The sequence below is a fragment of the Metabacillus litoralis genome (assembly GCF_020524045.1).
GTDB classification, from domain to species: domain Bacteria; phylum Bacillota; class Bacilli; order Bacillales; family Bacillaceae; genus Metabacillus; species Metabacillus litoralis_C.
Genome location: NZ_JAIVKL010000012.1, coordinates 15,642 through 28,676, shown reverse-complemented (window position 1 = coordinate 28,676; position 13,035 = coordinate 15,642). Strand labels below are relative to the sequence as shown.

Below are 13,035 nucleotides of genomic sequence, written 5' to 3'. Positions count from 1 at the left end.
TGCATAGCACCTTAATTTATTTGTAAAAATTTAATGAAACATGTAATACTTTGATAATATGAAAAGAAAATTATATTTGATCTAAGTTAATTTATGTTCATTGCTAAAAATGTGTGAATGCCTATAAAGAATTCATCCCGTATCAATTCTAGAAATGGGTAAAGTAATGATAAATGCTAATAAAGAGAGAGTGAATGAAGTAATGAATGGAGAAATAATAACTAAGATGAAATTTCCGTCTCCAAATCCCAATGTCCAGCTGTGGGTTATAACCTATCTATCAAATAAGTTAAAAGTGAAAGGATTATTAGCTGAACCCAAAGGGGAGGGAAGTTATGATGGATTTTTATATCTACGGGGTGGAATCAAAAATGTTGGAAAAGTAAGGGTTGGACGAATCGTTCAATTTGCATCAGAAGGATTTGTTGTTATGGCCCCTTTTTATCGTGGAAATCAGGGGGGAGAAGGAAATGAAGATTTTGCAGGTGATGATCGCTATGATGCCATCGGAGCCATTGGAATCCTGCGAAAACACCCAATGGTCAATCCTCACCGAATTCATGTATTTGGTTTTTCGAGAGGAGGAGTTATGGCCTTATTAGCGGGAATTGCTTCAAGTGAAGTGAAATCAATTGTCACCTGGGGTGGAGTTTCAGATATGTTCTTAACGTATGTAGAGAGAGAAGACTTACGGAGAATGATGAAAAGAGTAATAGGTGGACCACCAACCAAGTTCCCGAAACGATATGTGTGGAGAACACCTTTATATGAGTTAGAAAAACTAAATTCACCTGTATTAATAATTCATGGAGTAAAAGATAAGAATGTATCTGTTGAACATGCATATCGACTTGAAAAAAGATTGAAAGAACTAAAAAAGCCTGTTGAAAGTTGGTACTTTAATGATTTTACCCATTATTTCCCCCCACATATTAATCGTGACACAGTACATAATTTATGTGTGTGGATGAAAAAGCAATAATATTTTTAAAGTCTTTCTGTAAGGCTCTTTCTAAAATTACGGTTAATGTTTTTTATAAATAGTTGCTTCACATTTACAAGGAAGTAATTCAGATAAACAGTGTCTGATACAATGAGACCTCTAATAGTTACAATGGTTACGAAAACATTCTTTTCTTAAATAAGACAAGGGTGGTATGATGAGAATATACTAAACTTGTTATAAAAGGGAGGTTTCTTTATGGGAATGCCTGTTGAATTTAATACGATGATTGTAACAAAAGGAAAAGAAGAAAGAATATCAGAAAATACTTTTCAATTGACGAAAGAAGGATTTAGAATTTATCCAATTGATATACCGATTGAAGTTCGTAAAACGAAATCAGGAGAAATGACTGGTGAAGCAATTGTGGAAAAGCTTCAGTTATCAGAAAATCAGACAACGATTACGTATAAATTAATTAACTTGAATTCTACAAACTAAGTTTTAAAAATAAAGTGGATTTACAGGGTCTGACTCGAATGACTATAAGACTCTCGCGTGGATTTACATACGAGTTCACGCTTTTATTATGGGTCACTCAAATTTTTTAAAAAGTAGGACTTAAATTGTAAGAGTAAATTGGTTCTCTTTACACGCTTCTCTTAAAATTTTACGGTATTACATAGTGCGTGAAACAAATCCAGTGATTAACAGTTTTTTACTTCCTGTTCTTGTGAAATACCTAGAAGAAGATGACATAGAAAAGGAGCTAACATTCATTTTGTTAGCTCCTTAGGTATTTTAATTGGGTCCACCTAATTTTTCGATTGATCGCGGAACGTGTTTGAACTTTTTGAAATTCGTTTTAAACTCTAAAGCTAATTCTTTTGCTTTTTTAGTATAATCTTGATGAGAGTTCCAAGTAAGCTGTGGTTGTAGAACATCGTCAGGGACGCCTGGAACATGAATTGGAATATTAAGACCAAAAACCTCATCTTTTATTGTTTCAATATGATCAAGGTCACCTTCTACAGCCGCTTGAACCATTGCTCTTGTAAATGATAGTTTCATTCGTTTTCCTACACCATATTCACCACCGGTCCAACCCGTATTAACAAGAAATACCTGAACCTCATGTTCATCGATTTTTTGTCCTAGCATATTCGCATACACTGTTGCAGGAAGTGGTAAAAAAGGAGAACCAAAGCATGTCGAAAAGGTTGCTTCTGGTGCCGTTACACCCCGTTCTGTTCCTGCTAATTTACTAGTATAACCACTTAAAAAGTGATACATGGCTTGCTCTCTTGATAATTTACTTATAGGAGGGATAACTCCAAAGGCATCAGCTGTTAAAAAAATAATCGTTTGTGGATGACCAGCAATACTTGGAATAATGACTTTATCTATTGCAGATAATGAGTAAGCCGCACGTGTGTTTTCTGTGTATAGAGAGTTACTATAATCCGCTTCTCTCGTATCCTGATCAACTACAACATTTTCAAGTACTGATCCATAACGAATGGCATTATAAATTTGTGGCTCTTTTTCTTCTGTTAGATTAATGCATTTAGCATAACAGCCACCTTCTATGTTGAATATCCCAGAGGTGGACCAACCATGCTCATCATCACCAATTAACCGACGATTAGGATCAGCAGATAAAGTAGTTTTTCCTGTTCCAGATAAACCGAAAAATAAAGCTACATCACCTTCAAAACCAACATTTGCAGAGCAATGCATTGGTAGAATATTGTTTTCTGGTAATAATAAATTCATCACTGAAAAAACAGATTTTTTCATTTCTCCCGCATATTCAGTACCACCAATAAGGATTGTTCTTTTTTCAAAGGAAATAATAATAAACGTTTCTGAATGTGTACCATCAACTTCAGGATCTGCTTTAAAATTTGGAGCAGATATGATAGTAAATGGTTTTTCTGTTGTTTCAGTGGTCTGGTTGCTTTCATCAATAAACAACTGACCTGCAAATAGATTATGCCATGCAAACTCATTGATTACTTTTAGTGGAAGCTGAAAACGTTTATCTGCTCCAGCAAAGCCGTTAAAAATAAAAAATTCATTGCGACTTTTTAAATAGTTGATTACCTTGCTATATAAGCGATCAAAATCTTCTTCAGAAATAGGTTGATTAGTAGCTCCCCAGTTAATTTTATTTGCTACTGAACGTTCTTTCACTATAAATTTGTCTTGAGGAGATCTACCTGTGTAGGCACCAGTAGTTGCGCGAATTGCCCCAGTTGAAGTTAGAATACCTTCTTTTCGCTCTAATACTTTTTCGACTAGTTGAGATACTGATAAATCATGCTTTGCATTCTCTCCTTTAATAAGCATCTCAAGCTCATTGATAGTCTCTGCAATATTCATCCCCATTACCTACCTTTTTCTAAATAATCAAAAGCTATTAGTTTATAGTTCAGTTTTTAATAGTATAACACATTAATATTATTAAAACATACTAATCGTGAATGTTTTATGAAAGAGTTTTTATATTTTTAATTACTATAATTTATATCAAAATTGGGAAGGATATAAGTCAGTTACAGTTTGAACAATTCTTTATTTGTTAATGTATGTAGAGCTTGTCGTTTTTTGTTGACACCAGTAGGTTAGTACGCTATGATATGTCCTTGAACGGATTCTCTTATCCCGAGCTGGTGGAGGGACAGGCCCGATGAAACCCAGCAACCTGCTATCAAAGGAAAGCGATGAGTGCGCGATTAATAGAAATGCTTCAAATTAAGATGCGCAGTCAACTTATTATATTTTCCGATGCAAAGGTGCTAACCTGAAGCAAGGTGAAAACCCTTGATCGATAAGAGCGAAAGGCGATGAACGATTACAAACCTTTCCTCATGTGGGAAAGGTTTTTTTGATAACAGAAACAGTACTTCTTCATTAGAGTTTTACCAGGACAAGCATGTGGTAAAGGTACATAATACTTCTGTTCACAAAACATGCCAACGTGATTCTTTAAAGATAGTGTTCAACCATGAACAACCTACTTATTTGGTGAGAACATACTTAGGAAAGAGTTCCGGATCAAAACATGAAAAAGAATTATGAGGAGGAAGCATTAATTATGACTAAAAAACGTCTTTTTACTTCAGAGTCTGTAACAGAAGGCCATCCAGATAAAATTTGTGATCAAATTTCAGATTCTATTCTAGATGCTATTATTTCTAAAGATCCTAACGCACGAGTTGCGTGTGAAACATCTGTAACAACAGGTTTAGTATTAGTTGCTGGAGAAATCACAACTAGTACATATGTAGATATTCCAAAAATTGTTCGTGAAACCATTAAAGAAATTGGCTATACACGTGCAAAATATGGGTTTGATGCAGAAACTTGTGCTGTATTAACATCAATTGATGAACAATCAGCAGATATTGCAATGGGTGTTGACCAAGCACTAGAAGCTCGTGAAGGTCAAATGTCTGACGAAGAAATTGATGCAATTGGTGCGGGTGACCAAGGTCTTATGTTCGGATTCGCTTGTAATGAAACAAAAGAGTTAATGCCTTTACCGATTTCATTAGCACACAAGCTTTCTCGCCGTTTAACAGAGGTTCGTAAAGAGGATATTCTTCCATACCTACGTCCTGATGGTAAAACACAAGTAACTGTTGAATATGATGAAAATAATAAGCCTGTAAGAATTGATACGATTGTTATTTCTACACAGCATCACCCAGAAATCTCACTTGAACAAATTCAACGTAATTTGAAAGAACATGTAATTAATCCTGTTGTTCCAACAGAATTAATTGATGAAAACACAAAATACTTTATTAACCCAACTGGTCGTTTTGTTATTGGTGGACCTCAAGGTGATGCAGGATTAACAGGTCGTAAAATCATTGTTGACACGTATGGTGGATACGCTCGCCATGGTGGTGGTGCATTCTCTGGTAAAGATGCAACAAAGGTTGACCGTTCTGCTGCATACGCAGCTCGTTATGTTGCGAAAAACATCGTTGCTTCTGGTTTAGCTGACAAGTGTGAAGTTCAATTAGCTTATGCAATCGGAGTAGCACAGCCAGTTTCAATTTCAGTTGATACATTTGGAACCGGAAAAGTTTCTGAAGATGTTTTAGTAGATGTTGTTAGCAAAAACTTTGATCTACGTCCTGCTGGAATCATTAAAATGCTTGACTTAAGACGTCCAATTTACAAACAAACAGCTGCATACGGACACTTTGGTCGTAATGATCTAGATCTTCCATGGGAAAGAACAGACAAAGCAGAAATCTTAAGCAAACAAGCTTTACAATAATAACGATAATAAAAGGTCTGATTGCAATTAGTTGCATCAGACCTTTTTCTCGTTTTTCTACTTGAACTTCCTTAGTCTCATACCTACTCAATTAATTAGCATAACGAAAAATAGCCTTTACTCTAGAACTGTTCAAGACATTAACATGTTTATCTATTAGGTACATTGTGAATAATTAATGACGTTTACAAGCTCATCTATAACAATCTCACACTTATGCGTTATCATAGTAAGCATGAATAATGGAGGATGACAAATATGAAAAAACTCTTGATTGTTAGCTCTTTAGTTGTTTTATTAAGTGGATGTCAAGAATCAGCTGAAAATAATGGACAAAGTGAAGATGCTAAAACGGAAACAGAAGAATTAGAAGTGAAAGCTCCGAAAGTTGAAATCATTGCTGACGAACATGTTAATAAAAATGAAGAGGTATCAATTGTTGCAAAAGTTTATTATGGTGGTAACTTAGTTGATGATGCAGAAGTTACCTTTGAAATAAAAAGTGAAACGAAAGAATCTGAAAAAATTGATGCGGAATTTATAGATGATGGTCAATATAAAATTAGCTATCAATTTAAAGAAGATGGTCTTTATGATGTGACTGCACATACAAATGTGAAAAGCTATCATACGATGCCTACGAAGACGATACAAGTTGGTGAAGGTACTTCAAAGGAATCTACACATCATGAAAATACTAGTAATGAAAATCATGATCATGCAGATGAACATCATCAAAGCACAGTAAATATCACCACAGAAGAATTAAGGGAATTTACTGTGAATAGTGAAGAAGAATTAAGAACAATTATTAATAAAAATGATACTCCATTTACGGATGCTAAAGTTCGCTTTGAGATTTGGAAGGAAGGAAATGACCATCATCATTTTATTGATGCAAATGAATCTTCGTCAAAAGGTACATATCTCTCCAAATTTACTTTTGAAGAAGTTGGAGCATATCATATTATCGTTCATGTCGAAAAAGCCGAAGTCCATGATCATGTCGAAATCGTTGCAGATGTTAAATAGATATTAAGTCATTCTGACAACATGGTGATTAATAAAAAGTTAAGCTTAAATACTCTATTTAAATCAAAAGAGACTTGGACATAAGTATTTAAGCTAAGATAGACCCGAATAAGTAGGTGATCGTTCAATTAATCTTTCGCCTAAACGTTCGGGTCTTTATTTGTTTTCTGCAAAAGCTAATTTAGAGACAAGTGTGTTTCTTTTTTAATTGGCTATGTTAAAGCTTAATATTGATATTTAGCACTTTGTTGATTGGAGTGAAAGGCATGAGACTCCTGCGGGAGAAGCGTGTCAAAGGGAGACCCCACAGGCGCGTGCGCCGAGGAGGCTCCCGGACCTAGGAAGAATTGCACTTTGAAAAAGCCGGTAGTTGGGCTTTTTCATTATTCTTCCCTAGGAAAAAAGGTACTTTTTTCCCGGGAAAGCGAATGCCTGTAACGGAAATCAACAACAAAGTTTATCAGAGCCTTTTAATTAAAGGCTGTTTCGTAAGCTCTATTGTTTATAGAATACTAATGGAAACACCTCTGTATAACGTCTTCTACAGATTGGACCTTTTATCCAATAGTACAATTGTTCTAATATATAAAACGTCAATTAGCAACAATCTTTCAAAAAAAAAGCACAATCTAATTATTCCTATTTAATTGTAAAAATGGGTTAATTACCCTTGTTTACAAATTCTTTACTCAATCAATAGCAAAAAATGATAAAATAGGTGATATTGAAAAAATTAATTAGCTGTAGGAGGAAACAGTACATGAACTCATTTTTTAATAAACCAAAAGGCTTTGGTGAAATTCTCGATCATACTTTTCGCTTGAGTAAGCAACGCTTTTCAGATTTTTTTCTCATTTTACTTATTCTAGTTGGACCGATTTATGTTATTCAAGCTATTGTTCAATTATTAACAGGTACAAGTTTTTTTAGAGAAACAGGCACTGGATCTAATTGGTTTGAACAAGTGCTCTCTAGTTTTGAAGAAGGTGCATATGAATATACGGAAACAGCAGGAAATTTAGGTGCTGATATTGGGTTAATTGCAGTTAGTTTACTTAGTTTGATATTTTTACCTGTTGCTCAGGCAGCTATTATACTAGCAATCAATCATATTCGAAAAGAAGAGGAATACACAGTAAGTTCTGTTATTAAAGGTGCTTTTTCTAGATTTTGGCCACTTATCGGTAGCAGTATTTTATTTTTCTTAATCGTGTTTTTTATGGTGGTCATTCCACTCGTTATCACTTTTATGGCTGGATTTGCTTCAGGGGTTATAGACCCAATAGTAGGAATTTTATTAGGGATTATTCTATTTTTAGGGTTTGCTGTTGGAATTGCTTATTTATTGACTAGATGGAGCTTTTATTTTGGATCTGTCACATTAAAGGAAGGATCACCTGGATTTACAAGAAGCTGGCGGTTAACAAGAAAACGTACATGGTCTGTCATTGGTCTTTATATCGTTTTTACACTTATTACTACATCAATTAGTGGAGCTATTCAGTTATCATTCTCTGTTTTATTAGGAAACAGTGTTTTATTAGGAATGATTGTAAATGCAGTTTCTTTATTTACAACTCTACTATTCTATGTTGGTTTTGCTGTTATTTATTTTGATCTAAAAATTAGACATGATGCAGATGACTTAAAAGATTTGATCGAGGAATACGACGAACAAAAATAATAGAAAGCCTACTAAGTAACAATGTAGGTCTAATACCTTAGGGGGGAGTTGGATGCTTAATGAAGAAAAAGCAAAACAAGAACTCCAGGAAATCTTAACAAAACGAGAATATAAGGTATATGAGGAAAAATCTCCTGGTTTTATTGAGAAATGGTGGGACTCAGTTGAAGCATGGTTTGCTGAATGGTTAGAGGATTTGTTTCCTTCCATAGAACCATCAAGTGGATTTGCTGGAGAAGCATTAATGATATTAATTGTTGTTGTCATTTTAGTGCTTTTAGTATTTGTCATTCTCTCAATCACTCGAAGTGGTAAACGAAAGCGTGCTTTAAAGCAATATCAACCACTACAATCAATTGGTGAATTGCAATGGTCGTACCAAAAGCATCTTGGAGAGGCACAGACACGAGAATTACAAGGAGAGTACAATTTATCAACCCGTCATTTGTTTTTAGCACTATTGCTTTATTTTCATGAAAAGGAATGGCTGAAAGCGAGAATCTGGAAAACAAATTGGGAGTATTATGATGAACTCATGAAAGTAAATAAAGAATGGGCACATCAATTTTATGATCTAGCTCAGCTATTTGATGAAGTGACTTATGGAGAAAGAACCGTTGAAGAAAAAGAATATCTTGGTTTTAAAAATATTGTCATGAATTTGCTTGAGTATGAAGAATCTTATGATCGTATTATTGAGAAGGGTGAGAGAAAAGGGGTGTAATCTTGTCGAGTAAATCTTTAGATCTGAAAAAATGGATTTTGATACCTATTCTTTTGCTCATTTTCTTTTTAAGTAGCTATTTCCTTTCTTCAGAAAAGCCAAAGTATTATCCTAATTATGTGTCAAATTCCCCTGCTCCTAATGGTACAAAGGCATTTTATACGTATTTGGAAAACGAAATGACATCTGTTGCTAGGTGGTCTCAACCACCTAATTTACTACCTAAAACAGATAATCATAATCAAGTGCTTATTATGATTGAGCCAACATTTGTACCTAGTACAGAAGAGATGGAAGCTTACATGAATTTTATTGAAAGAGGCAATTCAATTATTTTATTTAGTAAAAATCCAAAAGGTTTTTTTGACATCAATGTGAAGAATGATGAATCATTATTTCCAGATGGTACGATCCTTGACGAAAAAGGCAACAAGTACAGTGCAGAAGTCAATTCTAGTATTACTCTTGAATCATATAGTGGAGATGAGATTTTATTACATAGTGAATATGATGGCGTATTGGCTTTAAAACGATCTTATGGAGATGGAGAGCTACTAGTTGCAAATACCCCTGAATGGTTAATGAACGGAGAAATTACGAAAGGTGATCATACATCACTTCTATTGACATTATTCAATAAGGTCGATGGTAATTCTTATCTTTTTGATGAATATGTTCATGGGCAGCAAAATTCATCATCATTTTTCTCAATTTATCCAAGGTGGTTTTTAGTTTTACTTTTACAAGGGATGATCATAACTATTCTTTATCTCTGGTATCGTGGAAAGCGATTTGGTCCTATACTTGTTGCTAGAGAAGAGACAGTTAGATTTAGTGATGAGCGTATTAAAGCCATCGCCGCATGGTATATAAGAAGTAGAAATTTCCGTGATTCTCTAATGATTCAAGCAGATTATGTTAAGTTGCTTCTTCAAGAGAATTGGAGTATTCCATACAGTAGAGCATGGGAAGATATAAATAACGATTTAGAGAAAAAATGGAAAAATTCGTTTACTAAAGATGAAATAGCGAACTTTCTTGATGGACTAACAAACGTACTAACTAAAGAAAAGGTTACGAAACAAGAGTATTTATTTTGGTCTAAAAAGCTTGAGCATTTAAGGAAAGAGGTGGAGGAAGGATGAATTCGAAATTAGCATCCTTATTTGAAAAGTATGAACAACGAATCGTAGGACAAAGTTTTAATCTCAAACTGTTGTTATCTTCGATTCTAGCAGGCGGTCATGTGTTAATAGAAGGAGTACCTGGAACAGGGAAAACCCAGATGGTCAAGACACTTGCAAGCCTTTTAGGTGGTGAGTACAATCGAATTCAATTTACTCCCGATTTACTTCCTAGTGATATTACTGGAAGTACAATTTACAACATGAAAGAAGGTTCTTTTCAAACATTAAAAGGGCCGATTTTTACAAATGTTCTTTTAGCCGATGAAATTAATCGAACGCCAGCTAAAACACAAGCAGCCTTATTAGAAGCAATGGAAGAAAAACAAGTCACCATCCAAGGTGAAACATATCCATTATCAGATATGTTTTTCGTTGTAGCTACACAAAATCCAATTGAATTTGAAGGCACATATCCTTTACCAGAGGCTCAACAGGATCGATTTTTATTTAAATTATTGATTGATTTCCCAACATTTGAGGATGAAAAACAAGTTTTAAAGCAAGTGTTAGAAAATGAAATGAATTCTAGCTTAGAACAAATACTTGATAGAGAAACGTTTTTACAGATCAGACATGAAATTGAAAAAATCACTTTAAGTGATAGTGTTCTAGATTACATTATGCAACTTGTAAGAAGAACACGAGAAACTGATTCAATCCAGTTTGGAGCTAGTACCAGAGCTGCGATCTCAATAGGAAGAGCAGGAAGAGCATGGGCTTACTTATCTGGGCGTGATTATGTTACACCAGATGATATTAAAATCGTGGCAAAGCCGAGTTTAAGGCATCGTATACAATTATCTCCACATGTAGAATTGGAGGGAGCAACCGTTGACCAAATCATTGAAGAACTTGTGGGGGCGACTCCTGTTCCGAGATAAAGGAATTCTACCAACCAAGAAATTGGTTGCTCTTTTCTTGAGTATGTCTACAGGATTGTTCATCATATCACTGTGGGATATTTCTTGGATTTATCTTATTTTAATCAATTGTCTTTTTTTATTGATAAGTTTAATTGATGTATTTCTAACTCCAACGAAAAACGAGCTTGCTTTTGAGCGAACTTTACCTATTGAGATGGAGAGGGGAATTTCTTATAAAATCGAAATTTCAATAAAAAATAATTCTAAATATAAAGCTAAGTTCAGAATAATTGATGGAATTCCACAAACCTTTCAAAGAAGTTTTCCCATTACAGGGGTTGTTCAAGGTGAAAGTTCCACTATAACTTCATACGAGACCATAGCAAAGGAAAGAGGCAAATATGAAGTGAAGGAACTGTTTATTAGATATAAAAGCTTTCTAGGTTTATGGGAAAAGCAAGCAAAAACAATCCAAGAACATACAGTTAAGGTAATACCAGATTTAACTTCTACTAGAAACTACTTGGAAAGTGCTCAGAAATTTCTATTGCACGAAGGAATGAAAATTCGTAAACACAAATCAGGTAGTGGGGAATTTACGAAGATTAGAAGCTTTGTAGTTGGTGATGATCCTCGAAAAATAAATTGGCGACAAACAGCAAAATTACAAGAAGTCATGACAAATGAGTATGAACCTGAACATGGAAAATATATTACCGTGTTGATTGATTGCGGCAGAATGATGGGTGCTGAGCTTTCTAAAAGCAACAGATTAGAAAAAGTGTTAGAAGCAGCATTAACTCTTACGGCAGCAGCGCTTCAAAAAGGAGACTATGTATCGGTATTAGCTTTTTCTAAAAATGTAAAGGTTTATGTTCCACCTGCCAAAGGGATGGCACACTTGCAAACGATTCTTAAGGCAATTTATAACCTTGAGGTGGATGCTGCAGAATCAAATTATGCTGATGTTTTAACATACTTACAAATGGTCCAAAAGAAAAGGAGCTTATTACTTTTATTTAGTGATGTTCACACTTTTCTCCATGAGGAAAGTGCACTCGTCTATTTAAAAAGACTACGTAAACGTCATTTATTTTTAATGTTAGGTATTGAGGATGAATTTCTCTTGAATGAAGTGAAAGCTGAGCCTAGCGATGTACAAAAAGCAATGAAAAAAAGCATAGCCCAACAGCAACAATTGTTTAAAAAACGAGAGAAAATTAAGTGGGAAAAACAAGGCCTCCAAATGGTGGAGGCCAGAGAAGATAAACTTGCTACTGTAGCAGTTTCCTACTATATTTCAATGATGAATCAAGGGATTTTATAGACTTGTCATTTTTCTACGGTTTAGTCGGGCTTTACCTAAGGAAACATAAAAGATGAGTCCAAAAACAGTTGAAAGCGCAACAATATATTTTGCTTCCAACGAAATTGGAGCAGGTGTGATATATCCTTCAATAATTCCTGCGATGACAAATAAGGGAATCGTACCAAGCAGTAATTGTACAGAACGTTTAGCTTGTTGTTTAAGTTGATATGCTCTAGTATAAGGTCCTGGTACAAAAAGTTTATATCCCATTAATAACCCTGCTCCTCCTGCAATAAAAATGGCAGTAAGCTCTATCATACCATGTGGCACAATATATGCCCAAAAGTCATATGCCTTATCATGCTGCCAAAATAAAGCGGCTAATGCACCAATAATTATTCCATTGTAGATTAATAGATAAACAGTTAAAATTCCAAAGGTTATCCCTCCAGCAAAGGCTAAAACGGCAACCTGAATATTGTTTGTCATAATTGTTGCAGACATGAAAGGTGAATCTACTTCACCTTCATGTTCACCTAAGCTTTCTGGATCTACACCTTGAGCGATCTCAGAGGGCAATACTGAATAAACATTTAAAGTGTCATTCAAAACTGAAAAATAGCTACCTAAAGCTCCGAGTGCAAATAATAGCATGGCAATGACAATAAACTTCCACTGCTCTAAAAAAAGTCCAATAAATTTAGTGCTAAAAAAGTAACGAAATTGTTTCATACTTGATGTTTGGTCTTTGTACAATAAATTATGCGCTTTCGATACAAGCCCATTTAAGTAAGGTGTAACATCTTCTTTAGGAAAATAAGTTTGGCTGTACGATAAGTTCTGAGCGGCTTTTTGATATAGGCGATTGAATTGCTCGATATCATCACCTGTTATTGAACGTCTTTTTTTACTTAAGGAAGTGATAAGCTGTTCAAGTTGCTTCCAATCATCTCGATGTTGTCGAATAAACTGCTTGATATTCATAGTTCCACCTTT

The 13,035-nt window shown here is 34.6% G+C and carries 11 protein-coding genes and 1 riboswitch; of the genes, 9 read left to right on the top strand and 2 right to left on the bottom strand.

Annotated elements, in window-relative coordinates; genetic code table 11:
- Positions 1–202 precede the first annotated feature (202 nt).
- Both LC076_RS16755 and LC076_RS16750 read left to right on the top strand, forming a co-directional pair.
- Complete coding sequence (locus LC076_RS16755) at positions 203–982, top strand: alpha/beta hydrolase family protein (RefSeq protein ID WP_226670292.1); 780 nt, start codon at positions 203–205, stop codon at positions 980–982.
- A 219-nt stretch (positions 983–1,201) separates the two neighbouring features.
- On the top strand, positions 1,202–1,444 hold the full coding sequence (locus tag LC076_RS16750) for a DUF2584 domain-containing protein (RefSeq protein ID WP_226670256.1): 243 nt from the start codon (positions 1,202–1,204) through the stop codon (positions 1,442–1,444).
- Between the two features lie 300 nt (positions 1,445–1,744).
- Here the strand turns inward: LC076_RS16750 and pckA are convergent, their stop codons facing one another.
- On the bottom strand, positions 1,745–3,328 hold the full coding sequence (pckA, locus tag LC076_RS16745; protein WP_226670255.1) for a phosphoenolpyruvate carboxykinase (ATP): 1,584 nt from the start codon (positions 3,326–3,328) through the stop codon (positions 1,745–1,747).
- 274 nt (positions 3,329–3,602) lie between these two features.
- A riboswitch (SAM riboswitch) is annotated at positions 3,603–3,783 on the top strand.
- A 260-nt stretch (positions 3,784–4,043) separates the two neighbouring features.
- Here pckA and metK point away from each other — a divergent pair.
- From metK to LC076_RS16710, 7 genes are all read left to right on the top strand, one after another.
- On the top strand, positions 4,044–5,240 hold the full coding sequence (metK, locus tag LC076_RS16740; RefSeq protein WP_226670254.1) for a methionine adenosyltransferase: 1,197 nt from the start codon (positions 4,044–4,046) through the stop codon (positions 5,238–5,240).
- A 258-nt stretch (positions 5,241–5,498) separates the two neighbouring features.
- The gene (locus LC076_RS16735) at positions 5,499–6,272 is read left to right on the top strand and encodes a FixH family protein (protein WP_226670253.1); all 774 of its coding nucleotides are present in this window, start codon (positions 5,499–5,501) and stop codon (positions 6,270–6,272) included.
- Between the two features lie 760 nt (positions 6,273–7,032).
- Positions 7,033–7,956: a hypothetical protein gene (locus LC076_RS16730; protein ID WP_226670252.1), complete on the top strand. Its 924-nt coding sequence runs from the start codon at positions 7,033–7,035 to the stop codon at positions 7,954–7,956.
- Positions 7,957–8,008: 52 nt separating this feature from the next.
- The gene (locus tag LC076_RS16725) at positions 8,009–8,680 is read left to right on the top strand and encodes a DUF4129 domain-containing protein (RefSeq protein ID WP_226670251.1); all 672 of its coding nucleotides are present in this window, start codon (positions 8,009–8,011) and stop codon (positions 8,678–8,680) included.
- A 2-nt stretch (positions 8,681–8,682) separates the two neighbouring features.
- On the top strand, positions 8,683–9,825 hold the full coding sequence (locus LC076_RS16720; RefSeq protein WP_226670250.1) for a DUF4350 domain-containing protein: 1,143 nt from the start codon (positions 8,683–8,685) through the stop codon (positions 9,823–9,825).
- The gene (locus tag LC076_RS16715; protein WP_226670249.1) at positions 9,822–10,748 is read left to right on the top strand and encodes an AAA family ATPase; all 927 of its coding nucleotides are present in this window, start codon (positions 9,822–9,824) and stop codon (positions 10,746–10,748) included. The genes LC076_RS16720 and LC076_RS16715 overlap by 4 nt, the downstream gene beginning before the upstream one ends.
- The gene (locus tag LC076_RS16710; protein WP_226670248.1) at positions 10,699–12,057 is read left to right on the top strand and encodes a DUF58 domain-containing protein; all 1,359 of its coding nucleotides are present in this window, start codon (positions 10,699–10,701) and stop codon (positions 12,055–12,057) included. The genes LC076_RS16715 and LC076_RS16710 overlap by 50 nt, the downstream gene beginning before the upstream one ends.
- Here LC076_RS16710 and LC076_RS16705 read toward each other — a convergent pair.
- Positions 12,052–13,023, bottom strand: a complete 972-nt coding sequence (locus LC076_RS16705; protein ID WP_226670247.1) for a stage II sporulation protein M — start codon at positions 13,021–13,023, stop codon at positions 12,052–12,054. The genes LC076_RS16710 and LC076_RS16705 overlap by 6 nt on opposite strands.
- Between the last annotated feature and the right edge of the window lie 12 nt (positions 13,024–13,035).